This window comes from Brevundimonas mediterranea, assembly GCF_011064825.1.
Taxonomy (GTDB): domain Bacteria; phylum Pseudomonadota; class Alphaproteobacteria; order Caulobacterales; family Caulobacteraceae; genus Brevundimonas; species Brevundimonas mediterranea_A.
The window spans coordinates 2,049,102-2,067,403 of record NZ_CP048751.1; the positions used below are offsets into that span (position 1 = coordinate 2,049,102).

General features: G+C 67.6%; 20 protein-coding genes. 9 read left to right on the top strand and 11 right to left on the bottom strand.

The window, feature by feature from the left end; all coding sequences use genetic code 11:
- Window positions 1-9: 9 nt before the first annotated feature.
- On the bottom strand, window positions 10-777 hold the full coding sequence (gene map, locus GYM46_RS10060; RefSeq protein WP_008263145.1) for a type I methionyl aminopeptidase: 768 nt from the start codon (window positions 775-777) through the stop codon (window positions 10-12).
- A complete protein-coding gene (locus GYM46_RS10065; protein WP_008258854.1) occupies window positions 774-986 on the bottom strand; it encodes a ParD-like family protein in 213 nt (70 codons plus the stop codon). The genes map and GYM46_RS10065 overlap by 4 nt, the downstream gene beginning before the upstream one ends.
- 375 nt (window positions 987-1,361) lie before the next feature.
- Here GYM46_RS10065 and ftsY point away from each other — a divergent pair, with 375 nt between their 5' ends.
- The 4 genes from ftsY (at window position 1,362) to GYM46_RS10085 (ending at window position 4,040) form a co-directional block, all read left to right on the top strand.
- Window positions 1,362-2,297 carry a signal recognition particle-docking protein FtsY gene (gene ftsY / locus GYM46_RS10070; protein WP_008262203.1) on the top strand — a complete coding sequence of 312 codons (936 nt, stop codon included), beginning with the start codon at window positions 1,362-1,364 and terminating at the stop codon, window positions 2,295-2,297.
- A 1-nt stretch (window position 2,298) separates the two neighbouring features.
- Window positions 2,299-2,955 carry an inner membrane-spanning protein YciB gene (locus GYM46_RS10075; protein WP_008264172.1) on the top strand — a complete coding sequence of 219 codons (657 nt, stop codon included), beginning with the start codon at window positions 2,299-2,301 and terminating at the stop codon, window positions 2,953-2,955.
- 127 nt (window positions 2,956-3,082) lie between these two features.
- A complete protein-coding gene (locus tag GYM46_RS10080) occupies window positions 3,083-3,697 on the top strand; it encodes a MarR family winged helix-turn-helix transcriptional regulator (protein ID WP_008259635.1) in 615 nt (204 codons plus the stop codon).
- A 67-nt stretch (window positions 3,698-3,764) separates the two neighbouring features.
- Complete coding sequence (locus tag GYM46_RS10085; RefSeq protein ID WP_008263047.1) at window positions 3,765-4,040, top strand: YdeI/OmpD-associated family protein; 276 nt, start codon at window positions 3,765-3,767, stop codon at window positions 4,038-4,040.
- A gap of 276 nt (window positions 4,041-4,316) precedes the next feature.
- On the opposite strand, the gene GYM46_RS10090 is transcribed toward GYM46_RS10085, so the two are convergent.
- On the bottom strand, window positions 4,317-4,985 hold the full coding sequence (locus tag GYM46_RS10090) for a glutathione S-transferase family protein (RefSeq protein ID WP_035307283.1): 669 nt from the start codon (window positions 4,983-4,985) through the stop codon (window positions 4,317-4,319).
- Between the two features lie 157 nt (window positions 4,986-5,142).
- On the opposite strand from GYM46_RS10090, the gene GYM46_RS10095 reads away from it, so the two are divergent.
- On the top strand, window positions 5,143-6,039 hold the full coding sequence (locus tag GYM46_RS10095) for a LysR family transcriptional regulator (RefSeq protein ID WP_040349810.1): 897 nt from the start codon (window positions 5,143-5,145) through the stop codon (window positions 6,037-6,039).
- Between the two features lie 78 nt (window positions 6,040-6,117).
- Here the strand turns inward: GYM46_RS10095 and GYM46_RS10100 are convergent, their stop codons facing one another.
- Genes GYM46_RS10100 through GYM46_RS10120 form a run of 5 tightly spaced genes read right to left on the bottom strand, consistent with a single transcriptional unit; the run spans window position 6,118 to window position 10,700 of the window.
- Window positions 6,118-6,534: a hypothetical protein gene (locus tag GYM46_RS10100; protein WP_008261317.1), complete on the bottom strand. Its 417-nt coding sequence runs from the start codon at window positions 6,532-6,534 to the stop codon at window positions 6,118-6,120.
- A 53-nt stretch (window positions 6,535-6,587) separates the two neighbouring features.
- Window positions 6,588-7,361, bottom strand: coding sequence for a creatininase family protein (locus GYM46_RS10105; RefSeq protein ID WP_008259933.1), 774 nt, complete (start codon window positions 7,359-7,361; stop codon window positions 6,588-6,590).
- A 26-nt stretch (window positions 7,362-7,387) separates the two neighbouring features.
- The gene (locus GYM46_RS10110) at window positions 7,388-8,017 is read right to left on the bottom strand and encodes a TetR/AcrR family transcriptional regulator (RefSeq protein ID WP_008264314.1); all 630 of its coding nucleotides are present in this window, start codon (window positions 8,015-8,017) and stop codon (window positions 7,388-7,390) included.
- Window positions 8,017-9,624, bottom strand: coding sequence for a DHA2 family efflux MFS transporter permease subunit (locus GYM46_RS10115; RefSeq protein WP_008259473.1), 1,608 nt, complete (start codon window positions 9,622-9,624; stop codon window positions 8,017-8,019). The genes GYM46_RS10110 and GYM46_RS10115 overlap by 1 nt, the downstream gene beginning before the upstream one ends.
- Window positions 9,621-10,700 (bottom strand): HlyD family secretion protein, encoded by a 1,080-nt coding sequence (locus GYM46_RS10120; protein WP_008259534.1) that lies wholly within the window; start codon window positions 10,698-10,700, stop codon window positions 9,621-9,623. The genes GYM46_RS10115 and GYM46_RS10120 overlap by 4 nt, the downstream gene beginning before the upstream one ends.
- 122 nt (window positions 10,701-10,822) lie before the next feature.
- Here GYM46_RS10120 and GYM46_RS10125 point away from each other — a divergent pair, with 122 nt between their 5' ends.
- Window positions 10,823-12,124, top strand: a complete 1,302-nt coding sequence (locus GYM46_RS10125) for a flavin monoamine oxidase family protein (RefSeq protein WP_008260421.1) — start codon at window positions 10,823-10,825, stop codon at window positions 12,122-12,124.
- Window positions 12,121-12,876 carry an endonuclease III gene (gene nth / locus GYM46_RS10130; protein ID WP_008264124.1) on the top strand — a complete coding sequence of 252 codons (756 nt, stop codon included), beginning with the start codon at window positions 12,121-12,123 and terminating at the stop codon, window positions 12,874-12,876. Before GYM46_RS10125 ends, nth begins: the two co-directional genes overlap by 4 nt.
- Here the strand turns inward: nth and GYM46_RS10135 are convergent.
- Window positions 12,873-13,319 (bottom strand): MarR family winged helix-turn-helix transcriptional regulator, encoded by a 447-nt coding sequence (locus GYM46_RS10135; RefSeq protein WP_008260735.1) that lies wholly within the window; start codon window positions 13,317-13,319, stop codon window positions 12,873-12,875. The genes nth and GYM46_RS10135 overlap by 4 nt on opposite strands.
- Window positions 13,320-13,544: 225 nt before the next feature.
- Between GYM46_RS10135 and GYM46_RS10140 the strand changes: the two genes are divergently transcribed.
- Window positions 13,545-15,008 carry a methyl-accepting chemotaxis protein gene (locus GYM46_RS10140; RefSeq protein ID WP_008264381.1) on the top strand — a complete coding sequence of 488 codons (1,464 nt, stop codon included), beginning with the start codon at window positions 13,545-13,547 and terminating at the stop codon, window positions 15,006-15,008.
- On the opposite strand, the gene GYM46_RS10145 is transcribed toward GYM46_RS10140, so the two are convergent.
- Window positions 15,005-15,877, bottom strand: a complete 873-nt coding sequence (locus tag GYM46_RS10145; RefSeq protein WP_008263468.1) for an ATP-grasp domain-containing protein — start codon at window positions 15,875-15,877, stop codon at window positions 15,005-15,007. The genes GYM46_RS10140 and GYM46_RS10145 overlap by 4 nt on opposite strands.
- 92 nt (window positions 15,878-15,969) lie before the next feature.
- Between GYM46_RS10145 and GYM46_RS10150 the strand changes: the two genes are divergently transcribed.
- Window positions 15,970-16,986, top strand: a complete 1,017-nt coding sequence (locus GYM46_RS10150) for an adenosine kinase (protein ID WP_008258937.1) — start codon at window positions 15,970-15,972, stop codon at window positions 16,984-16,986.
- A gap of 160 nt (window positions 16,987-17,146) precedes the next feature.
- On the opposite strand, the gene GYM46_RS10155 is transcribed toward GYM46_RS10150, so the two are convergent.
- Window positions 17,147-18,277, bottom strand: coding sequence for an aromatic ring-hydroxylating oxygenase subunit alpha (locus tag GYM46_RS10155; protein ID WP_008260558.1), 1,131 nt, complete (start codon window positions 18,275-18,277; stop codon window positions 17,147-17,149).
- Window positions 18,278-18,302: the final 25 nt, after the last annotated feature.

Here is an 18,302-nt window from a genome sequence, read left to right on the forward strand (position 1 = left end):
GACTTCGCGCTAGGCCGCCCGCTTCTCCTCGGGCCGCAATGTCAGCACCCGCACCCCGTCCCCTGTCACCGCCACCGTATGCTCGAACTGGGCCGACAGCATCCCGTCCGCCGTCACCACGGTCCAGCCGTCGTCCTCGGTCCGCACCGTTCGGCGGCCCTGGTTCAGCATGGGTTCGATGGTGAAGACCATGCCCTCGCGCAGGGTCACGCCCGTGCCCGCCCTGCCGAAATGCAGCACCTGGGGGTCTTCGTGCATTTCGCGGCCGATGCCGTGGCCGCAGTATTCGCGCACGACCGAATAGCCGGCCTTCTTGGCGTGCCGTTCGATGGCGAAGCCGATGTCGCCCAGCTTCGCCCCCGGCCGCACGGCCTGAATACCCTTCCACATCGCCTCATAGGTGGTGCGGACCAGCCGCCGCGCCTGGGGCCCCACGGTCCCGATCAGATAGGTCTTGCTGGAATCGGCGATGAAGCCGTCCTTTTCCAGGGTGATGTCCAGATTGACAATGTCGCCGCTTTTCAGCACCTCGTCCGCCGACGGCACGCCATGGCAGACGACCTGATTGCGCGAACTGTTCAGCACGAACCCATAGCCGTACTGGCCCTTGCTGGCGGGCCGGGCCTGAAGGTCATTGACGATGAAGGCCTCGACGCGGTCATTGATCTCCATCGTGGTCATGCCGGCCAGCGCCAGCCCATCCAGATGGGTGAAGACCGAGGCCAGCCGGCGCCCGGCCTCGGCCATCAACTCGACCTCGGCGGGGGTCTTGGTCATGCAGCCGCATCCGTCAGGGCCGTCGCGTCCACGCCTGCGGCCTTCAGCTCACGCGCCACCAGGTCCTGAAAGGTCAGGCCCGGATTGGTCTCGCACAACAGGCCGATCCTTATCCAGAAGGCCGCCTGGGCGTTGATGGACCGATAGGAGGCCTTGCTGGCGCGACGCAGCTGTTCGTGCAGCGCGTCCTCGATATTGACGATGCCCAAGGCCTGACTCCGGACTATATGATTCGTATATGAAATGTATATTCGTCATTCTGGCGCCGCAAGCGGCTGTTTCTGCCGTGTCGGCGCCGCGCCCCATCCGCCAACTGTCACAATGACGCTGGTGCTTCATCAGGGATTTCAAGGTCTTGCCGAATCTTCGGGGTCTTTTCCCAGCCTGGGCTCCCGTCGGCCTCATAGTCTGCGGTTCAGAGGACGGACACGGCGGAGAGGGCGGATTTCAGACGATTCATACTATCTAGACTCTGTTTTTTCCCGCGAGAGTCTGAAATCCCCGCCCCGGCGCCCGATGACGCAGGCCGCCGTCTGCATGCGAATGCGGATGACGTCGGCCTCCGCCGCCGCTAAAGCCATCCGATGACCGATACGCCGAAAAAGGGCTGGTTCCAGCGCCTGTCCGCGGGGCTCTCGCGCTCCTCCAAACAGATGACCGACCAGGTCGTCGCCAGCTTCGTCAAGGAACCCCTGTCCGAGGCGGCGCTGGAGCGGCTGGAGGAGCATCTGCTGGAAAGCGATCTCGGCCCCGCCGCCTCGGCCCGGATCGTCGAACGCTTCCGCGCGCTGAAGTTCGGCAAGGACGCCCAGGAACATGAGGTCAAGGAGGCCCTGGCCGAGGCCGTCGCCGCCGAACTGTCGCCGCGCCAGGCGGCCTTCGACCCGCTGAGCGGGCCCAAACCCTATGTCGTCCTGTTCGTCGGGGTGAACGGCTCGGGCAAGACCACGACCCTGGGCAAGATCGCCGCCGACCTGACGGCCAAGGGCGCCAAGGTCATGATCGTCGCCGGCGACACCTTCCGCGCCGCAGCCCGTGAACAGCTGAAGGTCTGGGCCGACCGGGCGGGGGCCGAGTTCGAGAGCCGTCGCGACGGGGCCGACGCCGCCGGCCTGGTCTTCGACGCCTACGCCAAGGCGCGGGCCGAGGGGTTCGACGTCGTCCTGGTCGATACGGCCGGCCGGCTGCAGAACAAGTCCGCCCTGATGGACGAACTGCTCAAGATCGTGCGCGTGCTGAAGAAGATCGATCCGGCGGCCCCCCACGACACCCTGCTGGTGCTGGACGCCACGGTCGGCCGCAACGCCCTGGCCCAGGAACAGATTTTCGGCCGCACCGCCTTCGTCACCGGCATCGTCATGACCAAGCTGGACGGCACTGCGCGCGGCGGGGTTCTGGTGCCCGTGGCCCAGGCCTCCGACGCCCCGCTTATGCTGATCGGCGTGGGCGAGGGGATCGACGACCTGCAACCCTTCGACGCCCGCGCCTTTTCCCGCTCGCTGGTGGGACTGGAAGACTGACATGACCGACACGACCGCTTCTCCCGAACCGAAGAAGAACCGCCAGTGGATCCGCCAGCTCGTCGATTTCGGCGCCCTGGCCGCCTTCATGATCAGCTATTTCGTCAGCCGGGACATGATCCTGGCGACCTGGGTCCTGGTCGGCGCCTCGGGCCTGGCCCTGATCATCGGCTATGCGGTGGAGCGGCGCTTCGCCCCCCTGCCGCTGATCACCGGCCTGTTCGCCCTGGTGTTCGGCCTGCTGACCGTCCTCACCCATGACGACCTCTATGTGAAGCTGAAGCTGACGGTGCAGAACGGCCTGCTGGCGGTGATCCTGCTGGGGTCGATCCCGCTGAAGAAATATCCGTTCAAGGCCCTGCTGGGCTCGGCCATCAAGGTCAATGACGCCGCCTGGCGCACCCTGACCCTGCGCTACGGCCTGTATTTCCTGGCGGTGGCGATCCTGAACGAGATTTTCCGCAGCCCCGCCGCCGTGACCGCCCTCTGGCACGCCCTGGGCCGCGACACCCCAAATCCGAACGACGTCTGGACCAGTTTCCGCGGCGTCCTGTGGATCGCCGCCTCGATCTTCGGCCTGTCCCAGGTGCCGCTGATCATGAAGAACATGACCAAGGACGAGGAGCCCGGTCCCATTTCTCCCGACACGGGAATGTAGCGCGCGCACCTGACGGAACCACGGGAGCCTACAGACAGAATGTCGCGGAAGTGACATACGTGTCGCGTCAAATCGTAAAGCGCGGCTGGTACGCATGCGGACGAAAGACACTCGGGGGACGGTCGATATGGTCAAGTCTGGCAAGTCGTTACGCAAGGTCGGGCCTCTGGCCACCTCGCCCAGTCACCTGATGCACCGGGCCCTGCAACTGGCCCTGGACATCTATTCCGAGGAAATGGGCGCCGACGGCCTGACCCAGCGACAGTTCGCCGTGCTTGAGGCCGCCTCGCTGAAGGCCGGTCTGACCCAGACCGAACTGGTGCGGATGACCGGCATCGACCGCTCGACCCTGGCCGACCTGGTCACCCGCATGACCGCCAAGGGCCTGCTGGAGCGCGAACGCTCGACCCTGGACGCCCGCGCCAAGGCGGTCCGTCTGTCCACGGAGGGCGCCGCCCGGCTTGAGGCCGCCCGCCCGCTGGTCGAGGCCGCCGACAAGCGGATCATGGCCCTGCTGCCCAAGGGCCAGCGCGAGACCTTCCTGGCCCAGCTGGCTGAACTGGCCGCCGCCGCCGACGCCGCCCCCGACGCCGCCAAGGCCGAGGCCAAGGCCGCCAAGAAGGCGCTGAAGATGGCCGAGAAGGAAGCCAAGAAGGCCGAAAAGGCCGCCAAGAAGGCGGTCCGCCCGGCCAAGACCTCCAAGCTCAAGAAGCCCAAGCTGAAGGTGGTCGAGGTCGCCTGACTTCCCCGCCCCACGGGGTGGGCAGGACACGGCTTGCGGCGCAAATCCGGGGCTGCGAAAATGGCGCATGGCTGAGGATGCAGACCTGCCCGGCGGCGTCGTCCACCCCCTGCCCGCCGATCTGCGGGCGGCGCTGAGCCGCGACGCCGCAGCCCTGGCGACCTGGACGGCGATCACCCCCCTGGCCCGCAACGAATGGATCTGCTGGGTCGAGTCGGCTAAGAAGGCCGAGACCCGGCTCAAGCGGATCGACTGGGGTCGCGAGAACCTGAGCGACGGCAAACGCCGCCCCTGCTGCTGGCCGGGATGCCCGCATCGCGACAAGGGGACCGGAGCAGCTTAGGCGGTCCTCGTGTCAGGGGCCGTTTCAAACCGCAAGATCGGTCGAGCGCGCGACGGCGTCCGGCGCCAAGGTGGCCTCATCACGACGGATGAGGATGATGACGACGGCGCTGGACCACGATCATGCCCGGATGCTGAGTTCCTGGGGGAGCCGGAGAGGGGGCGGCGGCGGAGTTGTTTTTGCCGCTGAGGTGAGGGGGATTTCGGGCGTGCAGCGTTGGCCACTAGCTCGGCTTGTGCGCAATGCGCCGACGCCTGAAGGCGTCGGCGCTAAGCTTCACAGTTTGATTCCGGCCGCGTCGAGAGCGCCGTCGATGCGAGCATCGACCTCCTGCTTGGTGGCGGCCCACGCGGGCGCCGTCTTCAACAGTCGCTGCTGCCAAGCGACCAAGTTAGGGAATTCGTTGAGCGGGATTTTGGTCCGCTCATTCTGCGAGAAAGGTCCTGCGATATCGAGGTCGGCCAGCGTCAGCCGATCGCCGACGATGAACTGTCGATCCGCGAGATGGGCGTCCAGCACCGCTGCCGCAGCGCGGATTTTGGCGAACGCCAACTGCACGATGGTCTCGTCCGCAGGCAGGCCCACGAAACGCTTGGCGAGCACCTCGTCGAAGGTGAGCGTCGCGAAGACCCGCCACTGTTCGCCCGACCAAAACATCCACTGAAGGATCTCGTACCGTTCGCGCGTCGTGGCGCCGGCGAGGTCGCTGCCCGCCTTCTCCGCGAGATAAAGATTGATCGCCGAAGACTCGTAGAGAACGAAGTCGCCATCCACCATCACAGGCGAAAGGCCGTGCGGATTGAGCTCTAGGAACTCCGGCGTGTGGCTCTCGCCCTTGAAGAGGTCGATGTTCACGCGTTCGATCGGCACGCCCATCGCGGCTGATGCTGACGTGACGCGACGCAGGCTTCCCGAGCCTGGGTCGCCATAAATCTTGATCGACATTGGAACTCGCTCCGTATTTTTAGGTATCGATTGAGTTCGGCAATAACCTACCGAAGATCAAACGATGAGACGGCGTGATCGCCGTGAGAGAGGAATTAGGCTATCCGCCAGAGGCCGTGTATCAGTCGAATTCGAACAGGTTATATTCGGATTTCGAATGAGTGACCGTTGGCAGGAGATGGCCGTTTTCGTCCGCGTGGCCGAGGGCGGCGGCCTTTCGCGGGCGGCCCGCGAGCTGAACCTATCGCAGCCCTCGGTATCGCGCATCATCGGCGCGCTGGAGGCGCGTCTGGGCACGACGCTGTTGTTGCGCACTACCCGCAGCATCTCCCTGACGGAAGCCGGGTCTCTGTACCTGGAGCGTGCAAGACATCTGCTCGCGGAGATGGAGGAGGCCGAGCAGGCGACCCGAGGGCTTGACTCGCTGCACGGCGTGCTCCGCCTCGCCATGCCGGTGCTCTATGGCGCGCGCGCGGTCATTCCGGCGCTGGCGACGTTCCTGCCGCTGCATCCGGATCTCCGAGTCGAAATTGTCATGAGCGACGCGCGCCAGAACCTCGTCACGGAGGGGGTCGACGTGGCCATACGCCTAGGAGTCGGGCCGCTCGACGACTCCACCTTCGGCGCTCGCAGAATCGCGCGGGTCGAACGGCTGGTGGTCGCCGCGCCCGCCTATCTCTCTTCACGTGGCGAGCCTGCAAGTCCCGCTGAACTCGCCGGGCACGATTGCATTGTCCAGCACGGATTGTTCGGCCGCGAGAGCTGGCGCTTCACGCACAATCACACCGCTACGTCAGTCGATGTCTCGGCGAAACTCTGGATCAACTCGGCGCCAGGGGTCCTTGCAGCCGCAGTCGCAGGGCTCGGCGTCGCGCTGGCCACCCGCGTCATGGCAGGAGAAGAACTGCGCAGCGGCCAGCTTGTACAATTGCTCGATCGCTATCGTCTCGAACCCGCCGAGGTTTACGCTGTTTTTCCGGCGGGGCCGCGGCCGTCAGCGAAAGTACGGGCCATCGTGGATCACCTAGCAGCATCGCTTGATGCGTCCGGCTAGCCCTTTTGCTCGCCGCGCTAGTCCGAATATCCGCATCCCAGGTCAAGCCCGAAGATGACGGGGGGTGAGCGGTTGCCCCTACGACTTCCTCAACCGCTTGGCGTTGGCGACGGCGGTCTTGTGGATGGGGGTCAGGGCGTCGGTCTGGGCCTGGGTCAGTTCGGCGTTCAGGGTCAGGGCCTGGCCGGCGGCGCGGCTCCACCAGCCCAGGGCGTAACGGAACTGGGCCTGGGCGGCTTCGGCCGGGGTCCGGGCGCCGGCGATTTCAGTCGCCGCCTGCAGGGCGCGTGCGCCTTCGTCCAGGGCGGCCTGGCCCAGGCGTTTGCCGACGGTCCCGGCGCTGGCGGCGAGCGCGGCGGCGGAGGCGGACAGGGCCTCGGTCTTTTCCGAGCTCATCAGCGACAGTTCGACCCTGTCCTGGCCGGCCGGATCGGTCAGGCCGTGGACCATCAGGGTGGTGCGCGCCGCGATGACCTCGGCCGAGGCGGACAGCATTTCGGCGCCCAGAACAGCCGGTGTTGGAACGCCGGTGGCGCAGGTCTTGCGGGTCAGGACGCGTCTCCGGGCCGGGCCTCGGCGGCGAAGGCCGCGACGTCGGACAGCAGGGCGGGGACGGCCAGGTCGATGATGCGGCGGCCCTTTTCGGGGTTGGCCTGGGCCGGGTCGGAGCCGATGCGGCCGTCGGGGAAGCGGGCGCGATAGTCGAGGGCGTCGCGGATCGGGCCGCTGGGCGCGATCTGGGGGCTGTAGTCGGCCGTCTTGATCCGGTCGGGATAGGCGGCCTGGGTCACGGCGATCTCGGACGGGGTGGCGTGCATGCCGTGGCCGGTGGGGAAGATCGAGTTGCACAGGCCCTGGACGCCCGGCAGGTCCCACCAGTTCTTGAGCTTCAGAACAAATGGGGGTTCGTCCTCGACGAAGCTCCATTCGGCGTAGATTTCCGAGAAGGTCGCCTCGATGGTGGCGACGTTGCCGCCGTGGCCGTTGAGGAAATAGATCCGCTCGAACCCGTGGCGGCTGAGCGACGAGACCCAGTCGGTGATGGCGGCCATGAAGGTGGAGGGGCGCAAGGAGATGGTGCCGGCGAAGGCCAGGTGGTGCTGGGCCATGCCGATGTTGAAGGTGGGGGCGACCATCAGGGCGGCGTCCGAACGCTCGGCCTCGTGGGCGATGATCTCGGGGCACAGCCAGTCGGTGCCCAACAGGCCCGTCGGCCCGTGCTGCTCGTTGGAGCCGATCGGCACGACGACCGTCTTCGACAGGGGCCGGCCCGACGCGATCTGGGCGTCGATCTCGGGCCAGGACGACAGGTGGATCAGCATGGGCGAACTCCTCTACGCGGCGGGTCTCAACTAGCGCGATCCTGGCCAGGCGCATAGGCGGTCGGCGCATAGGCCGCGACGAAGACCCGTGCGGCCTCGCGGGCGCGGCGGAGGCGGTGGTCGGCGTCGATCTGGGGCACGTTCAGCATGGCCCGCAGATGGCCGTGGCCCAGGACCAGGCCCGAGAACATCTCGGCCGCCCCGTCGGGGTCGGGCACGTTCAGCCGGCCCGCGCGCGTCTGGTCCGCCAGCCAGGCCGACAGCAGTTTCAGGCTGCGCAGGGGCCCGGCCTCATAGACGGCCTGGGCGATCTCGGGAGCTTCGGTCGACATCAGCACCACGCCGCGCATCGAGCCGACCTTGTCCGGGTGGCAGATGCGCTCCAGCAGGCTCAGGGCCAAGGCCTCCAGCACCGCGGCAGGGTCGCCGGGCGCCTTCAGCGGCGCCGCCACCGCGTCGGACCTCTGGCTGGCCATGGCCCGGGCGATCTCCAGCTTGGAGGCGAAGCGGTTGTAGACCGTCTGTTTGGAAACGCCGGCGACGCGGGCGATTTCGTCCATCGACACCGCCAGACCCTTGTCCGCGAACAGGGTCGCGGCGGCGTCGAGGATGGCCTCGCTCTTCTTCTCGTCGACCTGACCCCGGCGGCGGGCCATCAGTGGGCGTCCGACGGGGGCGCGCCCGGCTGGGCCTTGACCGGCTGGGCCAGCAGGGTGACGAAGGCGGCGCCGGCGCACATGATGCCCAGCAGGGCGAAGGCGTCGCCGAAGGCCATGGTCGTGGCCTGTTTCTGCAGAATTCCATAGACGGCCTTCATCGCAGAGGCGGCCGGGTCGATGGTGCCCGCGAACCTCTGGGCCATGCCGGCCATCATGTGACGCATCGCCTGGTCGCCCTGGGTGATGCCGCTGGTAAGCTCGCCGATATGGACAGCGGTATTGGTGGTCAGGCCGGTGTTCAGGATCGCCAGGCCGAAGGCCCCGCCGACGTTGCGCGACAGGTTCACCAGACCCGAGGCGTTCTTGACCATGTGCGGCGGCAGGGTGGCCATCGTCACCTGCTGCGAGGCGATCATCGCCAGCATGACGCCGACGCCCCGGAAGGCCTGGACCGAGGCGAACTGCCAGAAGCCCCATTCGTCCGTGACCAGCCGCGCCTCCCACATGCCCCAGGCGCACATCATGAAGCCGCCGAACATCAGGATGCGGGCGTCCATCTTGCGCACCAGCCGCCCGGCGAAGGGGGCGGTGGCGAACATGGCCAGGCCGGAAACCACCATGGTCGTGCCCACCTCGGCCGACGAATAATCACGCACCCGGCCCAGGAACAGCGGCAGCAGGAAGGTGCCGCCGAACAGGGCGAATCCCACCGTGAAGGTCATGATGAAGCCGACCAGGAAGTTGCGGTTGGTGAAGGCGCGCAACTCGACGATCGGCTGGCGATAGGTCAGCGAGCGCCAGACGAAGACCGGCCCCGCCACGGCCGCGACCACCGCCAGAAGCAGGATGGAGGTGTCGTCGAACCAGTCGTTCCTGGCGCCCTCCTCCAGCACATACTGCATGCTCATCAGGAAGACGGCCATGAAGCCCAGGCCCCACCAGTCGAAGCCCTTGGCCAGGGACGGGTCGCCCTTGTCGAAGTTTCCGTAGCGGCCGACCAGGAAGAGGACCAGCAGGCCCGGCGCCACATTGATGAAGAAGAGCCAGCGCCAGCTGAGCCATTCGGTCAGGTGTCCGCCCAGGGTCGGGCCGACGGTCGGGGCCAGGGTGACGATCAGGCCCATGACCACGCTGGCCGTGACCCGCTTGTCCGGCGGGAAGGCGGTGAAGGCCACGGCGAAGACGGTCGGGATCATGGCCCCGCCGACGAAGCCCTGGATGGCCCGGAACAGGATCATCATGTCGATGGAGGTCGACAGGCCCGTGGCGATGCTCATCAGGACGAAGCCGGCGCACGAGGCCAGGAACAGCTTCTGGGTGCCCCATAGCCGCGACAGGAAGCCGGACAGGGGGATCATCACCACCTCGGGGATCAGATAGGCGGTCTGGATCCAGCTGATCTCGTCCGCCGAGGCGCCGACGCCGGCCTGGATCTGGGGCAGGGAGGCGGCGACGATCTGGATGTCCAGAATGGCCATGAACTGGCCCACCACCATGCCGGCGAAGCCGAGCAGCAGCATGGTCCAGTTGATCTCGGGATGGCCGGCGACGGGGCTCTGCGGCGTGACCCCGCCCCCAGCCGCAGCCGGGTTGGCGGTGGTCACGGGCGAGGCGTCCCGATGGAGGCCTCGGCGAAGCTCTGGCCACCCTGGCTCTTCAGATCGACCTTGACGTCAACCGACAGGCCGGGACGCAGGGCCAGGCTGCGGTCGGCGCCGCTGACGACGATCCGCACGGGCACCCGCTGGGTGATCTTGGTGAAGTTGCCGGTGGCGTTCTCGACCGGGATCAGGGCGAATTCGGACCCGGTGGCGGGGGCGAAACTGTCGATCCGGCCCTCGATCTTGCGGCCGGGGAAGGCGTCGGCGGAAATCTCGACCGTCTGGCCCAGTCGCATCCGGTCCAGCTGGGTCTCCTTGAAGTTGGCGACGATATAGGTCTGGGTCAGGGGCACGATGGACAGCAGCTGGGTTCCGGCGTTGACGTATTGGCCGGGCCGGACGCTGCGGGCGCCGACGACGCCGGCGATGGGGGCGCGGATGACGGTGCGTTCCAGGGCGATGCGGGCGGTTTCGACCACGGCGCGGGCCTGTTCGACGGCGGCGACGCTCTGTTCGCGCGTTGAGCCCAGCACCCCGGCGGTGCGCTGTTCGGCGACCAGGGCGGCCTGGGCCTGTTGCACGCTGGCGTCGGCGGTGGCGGCGCCGGCGCGTTCGGTCTGGATCCGTTGCTGCGAGACCCAGCCCTGCTGGGCCAGCTTGCCGTAGCGGTCGACCTCGGCGCGGGCGAGGCCCGCCTGAGCGCGGGCCTGGGTCACGGCGGCGGCGCGGGCGGCGATGGCGGCCTTCTCCTGCTCGGCCTGGGCGTCGACATTGCCGACGGCGGCGAGCGCGGCCTGGAGATTGGCCTCGGCGCGGGCCAGTTCGGCGCGCTGATCGCCGTCGTCCAGCTTGACCAGGACCTGCCCGGCCTCGACCCGCTGGTTGTCGCCGACCAGAACCTCGGTCACGCGGCCGGCCAGTTGCGGGCTGATCAGGGTGGTGTCGGCCTGGACGAAGGCGTTGTCGGTGCTTTCCCACCTCTGGCCGTTCATCCACCAGACGATCCCGCCCGCGACCAGGGCGAGGCCGACGAGGACCGCGGCGAACAGCGGCAGGCGTTTCTTCAGTTCAGGCGACATGGGACATCCGGGGGAGGGTGCGGCGTTTTGAAACGGGGCTAAAATGGACGTCGCCGTCCAAAAATCAATGTCCAATCGCGAAGAGGCCGATCAAAGCCTGTTTTCGTGTATGTCCTCGGCCCATGAGCGACCGCGCCCGAGCCTCCAATCCGCTGCCGTCCCAGGTCGATGTCGTCGTGATCGGCGCGGGCGCGGCCGGGATCGCCGCCGCACGCCGGCTGATGCGGCCCGGCCTGTCGGTTCTGGTGCTGGAAGCCCGCGACCGGATGGGCGGGCGCGCCTGGACGGCGCGGGTCGAGGGCGAGGGGCTGGACATGGGCTGCGGCTGGCTGCACTCGGCCGACGACAATGTCCTGGCCGGGCGGGTCGAGGCCGAAGGGCTGACGCTGGACCAGACGCCGCCGCCGTGGCGGACCCAGGCCTTCGACCACGAGATCTCGCGGGCCGAGCAGGCTGAGTTCGGCGAGGCCTTCGCCGCCTTCGACCAGCGTGTGACGGAAGCGGCCGGGCGGGGCGAAGACCGGCCCGCGTCCGACTTCTTCGACCCGGACTGCCGCTGGAACGCCCGGATGGACGCTATCTCGGGCGCCCTGAACGGGGCGCGGTTCGCCGAGGTGTCCAGCCTGGATTACGACGCCTATGGCGACACCGGGGTGAACTGGCGGGTGCGCGAGGGCTATGGCCGGCTGATCGCCCGTCTGGGCGAGGCGGTGTCCGACGTCGTGGTGCGCGACTGCGCCGTGCGCCGGATCGACCGGTCCGGCCCCCTGCTGCGGCTGGAGACCAGCAGGGGCGAGCTGACGGCGCGGGTGGTGATCCTGACGGTTCCCAACAGTCTGATCGCCACCGAGGCGGTGCGGATCGATCCGCCCGTTCCGGCCTGGCTGGAGGCGACGGCGGGCGTGCCTCTGGGGCTGGCGTCCAAGGTGCATATGACGGTGCGGGGCGCGGGCGATTTCCAGCCTGACACCCAGTTGTGGACCCGGATCGATACGGCCGAGACCTGCGGCTATCACCTGCGGCCGTTCGGGCGGCCGATGATCGAGGCCTATTTCGGCGCCGACCTGGCCTGGGGGCTGGAGGCGCAAGGCCCCGCCGCCCTGGTCGATTTCGCCGTGTCCGAACTGGTGGCGGCCCTGGGGTCGAACCTGCGGCGGCGGTTGGAGGCCGTGGCCGTGTCGAACTGGGGCGTCGATCCCTGGTCGCGCGGCGCCTATTCCCACGCCCTGCCGGGCCATGCGGGGGATCGGGCGAAGTTGCGGACGGCGGTCGAGGATCGGATCTTCCTGGCGGGCGAAGCCACGGCCCCGGTCTATTACGGCACGGCCCACGGCGCCTGGATGGAGGGCGAACGGGCGGCGGATGCGGCCCTGACCAGCCTGGGTCTTGACCCGCGTCGCGACGACGGCGACAGCGAGGCATGACGCCGCCCAAGGCCCGAAAACCTGTCGCCAAGTCCAAGATCCCCGGTCCGAAACGCCCGGCGGTCATGACCGGCGCGTCCGTTCCGGTGCTGCGCTGGCCGCCGGACGAGGACCGGGTCGAGGCCATTTTCAAGCGTCTGTCCGGCGTCATGCCCGAGCCGAAGACCGAGCTGAACTTCTCCAACCCCTTCACCCTAGTGGTCGCCGTGGCCCTGTCGGCCCAGGCGACGGACGTGTCGGTCAACAAGGCGACCGAGCGGCTGTTCCGGGTGGCGGACACGCCGCAGAAGATGCTGGCCCTGGGGGAGGAGGGGCTGATCCCCTACATCGCCTCCATCGGCCTGTATCGCGGCAAGGCCCGCAATGTGATCGCCCTGTCCCGCCTGGTGCTGGAGCAACACGGCGGCGAGGTTCCGCTGAACCGGGCCGATCTCCAGGCCCTGCCGGGCGTGGGGCGAAAGACGGCGTCGGTGGTGCTGAACGAACTGGGGATCGAGGCCGCCATCGCGGTGGACACCCATGTCTTCCGCGTCTCGCACCGGCTGGGCCTGGCCAATGCGGGCACGCCGGACAAGGTGGAGGCCCAGCTGTTCAAGGTCGTGCCGGAGCAGTGGCTGCCCAAGGCGCACCACTGGCTGATCCTGCACGGACGCTACACCTGCACGGCGCGGAAACCGAAATGCCTGTCTTGCGTCATCGCCGACCTGTGCCCGTCGCGGGCGGGGCTGATGGCGCTGGGCGAGGCGGGCTAGGACGGTTTCGCGGCCAGGCCTGGATGGACGGCCAGACGCGCCGCCAGTTTATCCAGCACGCGCTGGGCTGTTTCCAGATCCGCCTGTGGAATATCCCCGAATATGCGGTCGCGCATTTCGGAGGCGTGGACGTCCAACTCCAGCAAGGCTTCGCGACCGGCCGGCTCGATCATGATCAGACGCACCCGGCCGTCGCCAATCATGCGGCGCCGGCTGACGAAGCCCAGCCTCTCGAGCTTGTCGAGTTGCCGGGTCAGGCTGGGGCCGGAGATCTCCAGACGGCTCGCCAATTCCGTCTGGGTCAGGCCTCTGGGAGATCCCTCCAGGAAATAGAGCAGACTGGTCCGCGCCGCCTCCTGGCCGCAGGCCTGCCGGGCTTCGGCGGCTACGGTCTGGAAACGCCGGGCCGCCAAGGTGATGGCGAAAGCGATTTTCAGTTGCAAAACTTGGCGGGGCGATAATGCTGTAGAAAGCAACTGTAACAATGGCAGGTCCTTGGATTGCGATATTCAGGGTTGAATGATCGCCTATCGTGATTTGCCGCGCTTATTCCAAATACGAGTGGATGCACTATTTGGATGCTTGTCGAGGCTAAATACATGGGCGCCGCGTCGTAACGAATTGATGTCACGATTCAGGACATCAACTGCTCGCGTAGAACGTCCGTCATGAAATCCTTCTTCCAGCCCCGCCCCTCCCCCGATGCGGCGGAGACCGCCGAGCTGCGCAGCATGATGGCGGCGGTTCAGCGGTCGCAGGCCGTGATCGAGTTCGAGCTGGACGGCACCATCATCTCGGCCAATCCGAACTTCCTCGCGGTGATCGGCTATGAGCTGGCCGAGGTTAAGGGCCGCCATCACCGCATGCTGATGGACCCCGCCGAGGCCGCCTCGCCCGCCTACACGGACTTCTGGCGTCGGCTGAACGCGGGCGAGTTCATCGCAGACAAGTTCATCCGCTATGGCAAGGGCGGCGCCCGTGCAGTGATCGAGGCCAGTTACAACCCGATCTTCGGCGCTGACGGCAAACCCTACAAGGTCGTCAAGTTCGCGACCGACGTCACGGCTGCGGAGGTCGAGCGCGAGCGCCGCGCCGAGGCTGATCGCGTGGCGGCCGAAGTTCAGGCTTCCGTCGTCCAGGCCACGGGGCGCGGCCTGTCGGCCATGGCGGCCGGCGACCTGTCGTATCGGATCGGCGAGGCCTTCCCCGGCGACTACGCCATTCTGCGCGAGGACTTCAACCGCGCCATGGCGGCCCTGGATGAGGCGGTCGCCGTCATCCGCGGCAACGCGGGGTCCATGCAGTCGGGCGCCAATGAAATCAGCAGCGCAGCCGAGGATCTGTCGCGTCGCACCGAACGTCAGGCCGCCGGTCTGGAGCAGACCGCCGCCGCCCTGGACGAGATCACCGCCACCGTCCGCAAGGCGGCTGAGAACGCTCAGGCTGCGGATGTGGTCGTGGGCCAGACCCGCAGCCAGGCCGAGACTGGCGGCGCCGTCGTCCAGCGCGCCATCACAGCCATGGGCGAGATCGAGAAATCCTCCGATCAGATCGGCCAGATCATCGGCGTCATCGATGAAATCGCCTTCCAGACCAACCTTCTGGCCCTGAACGCCGGGGTCGAGGCGGCGCGCGCGGGCGAAGCCGGTCGCGGCTTTGCCGTGGTGGCCTCCGAAGTTCGGGCCCTGGCCCAGCGGTCGGCGGACTCGGCGCGGGAGATCAAGACCCTGATCTCGACCAGCAGCACCCAGGTCAAGAGCGGGGTCGTGCTGGTCCGCGAATCCGGCGAGGCCCTGTCGGCCATCGCCGTGCGCATCAACGACATCACCCATCTGATGGGCGAGATCCGCGCCTCGACCCAGGAACAGGCCCTGGCCCTAGCCGAGGTCAATACGGCCGTGAACGAGATGGACCAGGTCACCCAGCAAAACGCCGCGATGGTCGAGGAATCGACCGCCGCCAGCCTGAGCCTGAGCCGCGAGGCGTCGGACCTGACGCAACTGGTCGGGCGGTTCCAGGTCAGCGAGGACGGCGCCGACCGTTCTCCGACTCCGATCCGTGACGCCCACGCCCGGATCGCGGCCTTTGCGGCCGTTCGGGCGCCGGCCCGCTCGCGTCAGGCGGGCTTCTAGCCGCCCAGCCGTTCGCTGACGGCGCGGGCGAACCCAGCGCCGTCGGCCGGATCATGGTCCAAGTAGAAGTCGGGCTCGATCAGTTCCGCCTCCATCAGCACCCAGGCGCCGGCGTCGTCGCGGGCCATATCAATGCGGGCGTAGAGCAGCGGCTCCTCGATGGCGGCCAGCACCTGTTCGGCCAGGGCCATCGCCGCCGCGTCCGGCGTCACGGCCGTATAGAGGCCGCCGAACTGGATCTGGATGCGGAAGTCGCCGGGCACAGGCCGCTTGTTGACCGCATGGCTGAACCGGCCGCCGAAGAAGAGCAGCGAGGTCTCGCCCTCGGTCTCGATCGATTTCAGATAGGGCTGGATCATGGCCGGGCCTTGCGGGGCATCGGTCAGAGGCTGGCCGGGCGTGAGACGCAGGGTGCGGAAGGCTCCGGCCGAGACGGTCGGCTTGACGATCAGCACCGGGGCTCCAGTTTCCGCAAAGGCCGCATCCACCTGGTCCTGAGTGATCGCCTCGCTCGACCGCGTCGGCGGAATGGGCACGCCCTTGTCGACCAGTCGCGCCAGATAGGTCTTGTCCGAGTTCCAGCCCAGCACCGAGGCCGAATTGGCGACCGGCAGGCCCGCTTCGGTCCAGGTCACGCAGGCCTTCAGCCAGCGGGCATGGTCGCGGTGATAGCCCCAGGCGATGACCGGCAGGATCAGGTCATAGGCGGCCAGAGCCGAGGCGTCCTCGACATGATCGGTCCAGGGCGTCGCCGTAACCGTCGCGCCGGTCCCTTCCAGCGTCGCCGTCAGCCTTGTCAGCACCTCGGGCCAGCGGCCGATGTAGGATTTGTCGGTCGGATCGGGGGTCAGGACGGCGATCTGGGTCATGACGCCTCCGTATCGCAACCCGCCGACGCATATAAGGGCTTCCTTATATGTTTTCGGGTGACGTGCGGGCCTTCAACCGCTAAGGCGCGACCATGACCCAGAACACCGCCCAATATGACGTCTGCGCTGTCGGCAACGCCATCGTCGACGTGCTCAGCCCCTGTGACGCCGCCTTCCTGACGGCCCAGGACCTGGCCCCCAACTCGATGCAGCTGGTCGACGCCGAACGCAGCGCCGCCCTGTATGACGCCATGGCGCCGGGGGTCGAGGCCTCGGGCGGATCGGCCGGCAACACCGTGGCGGGCGTCGGCTCGTTCGGCGGCCGGGCGGCCTATATCGGCAAGGTGGCCGATGATGTCCTGGGCGAGGTGTTCAGCCACGACATCCGCGCCGCCGGCGTCCACTTCGACACCCCGGTCCTGAACGGCGGGGCGGACAACGGCTTCGGCACCGGCCGTTGCCTGATCAACGTCCTGTCGGACGGGGCGCGGACCATGGCGACCTTCCTGGGCGCCGCCAACCAGCTGTACGCCGACGACATCGACGAGGCCCTGATCGGGGCCAGCCAGATCGTCTATCTGGAAGGCTATCTGTTCGACCCGGCCCCGGCCCGCGCCGCCTTCGAACGCGCCGCCGCCGCCGCGCACAAGGCCGGCCGCAAGGTGGCCATCACCCTGTCGGACACCTTCGTCGTCGCCCGCTGGCGGGCCGAACTGCTGAGCTTCATCGAACAGTCGGCCGACATCGTCCTGGCCAACGAAGCCGAACTGGCCGCCCTGTTCGAAACCGAAGATTTTGACGCCGCCGCCGCGAAACTGGCCGCCATCGTCGAGATCGCCGCCGTGACGCGTGGCGAGCACGGCTCGGTGGTGATCGCCGGCGACGAGCGGGTGACGGTCGCCGCCTATCCGGTCGCCAAGGTCATCGACACCACGGGCGCCGGCGACCAGTACGCCGCCGGCTTCCTGCTGGGCGTCGCGCGCGGCCTGACGCTGGAAGAGGCCGGCAAGCTGGGCTCGCTTGCCGCCTCCGAAGTCATCGCCCACTGGGGCCCGCGGCCGATGGTGAAACTGGCCGATCTGGCCGGTGAAGCCGGATTGAGGCTGTAAACGATTCTTCCTTCTCCCCTTGCGGGAGAAGGTGGCCGAGCGCAGCGAGGTCGGATGAGGGGTCGGCGGATGCACGACGACCCTGTCCGACCCAACATCTAACAACCCCTCATCCGGCCCTTCGGGCCACCTTCTCCCGCAAGGGGAGAAGGAAGCGGATTCAGCTCTTCCACCGCAGCGTCGTGGGCTGGATCGGGTTGACGAACGGCCGCCCCTCAGCCCGGCTCTTCGCCCATTCGCGCTTCAGCTGCTGGTACCATTTGGCCTGTTTGTCGGCGTCGTCGATCCAGATCAGGGCGGGGTCGTAGCGCAGGCCTTCGTTCTGCAGGTTCACCATGCCGCCGTCCTGTTTCAGGAAGGCGACCACCCCCATGCGCAGGAAGGGCTTGGCCAGGTCGAAGACCCAGTGGTCCGACCAGAAGATCTGGGTGATGCGGGTCCTGGTCTCGCTGATCGGGGTCAGGCAGGTCAGGGCCAGGACCTGTTTCTCCCCGACCTGGATATGCTCCCAGCGATAGCCGGGCAGGCGGAAGGTGATCTCCGTCGCCGGGGCGCCGCCCAGGATCCTGTAGAGCCGGCTGTTGGATGAGGGGGTGTGACGCACCATGGCCCAGCCGAAGTCGGCGGGGGCGAAGGCCTTGGCCTTTTCGTGCATCGAATGTTCGGACCGCCACCACCATTGCTGGTGGACATAGGGGCCGTGGGCGGGGTCCATCAGGCCGACGACGGCGTGGTCGATATGGCTGTCGAACTCCATGGCCTCGACCAGTTTCGGGCCTGATCCGACCACGCCCGGGAAGACGGGGGGCTCGTGGTCCGGCTCCATGGGATTGCGGGCGTCGGACGCCATCCAGACGAAGACCATGCCCTGGCTCTCGCGCACCGGAAAGGCGCGCACCTTGATGCGGTTCGCTTCGAAGGCCTGATCCTCGACCAGGGACGGAATGGCGGCGCAGACTCCGTCGGGGCGGAAGCGCCAGCCGTGATAGGGGCATTCGATGGTCTCGCCCTCGCCGGGCTTTTCGACCAGTTTCCCGGCTGACAGGGGCGCGGCGCGGTGGGGGCAGATGTCGCGCATCGCATAGACGGCGCCCGCGCGTGTGCGGCCGATCAGGACGGGCTCGCCCATGATCTCGTAGCGTTTCAAGCCGGCCGGAGCGACGTCGCGGGACAGGGCGACGAAGTACCAGGCGTCGGCGACGAATCCCTTGCCGAAGGGCTGGGCGCCCGCCTTTGAGGGGGCGGCTTCGGCTTGAGGGGACTGGACGGGGGGAGCGTCTACAGGCTTCATGAGCGCCTTCTAACAGAGGGACGCG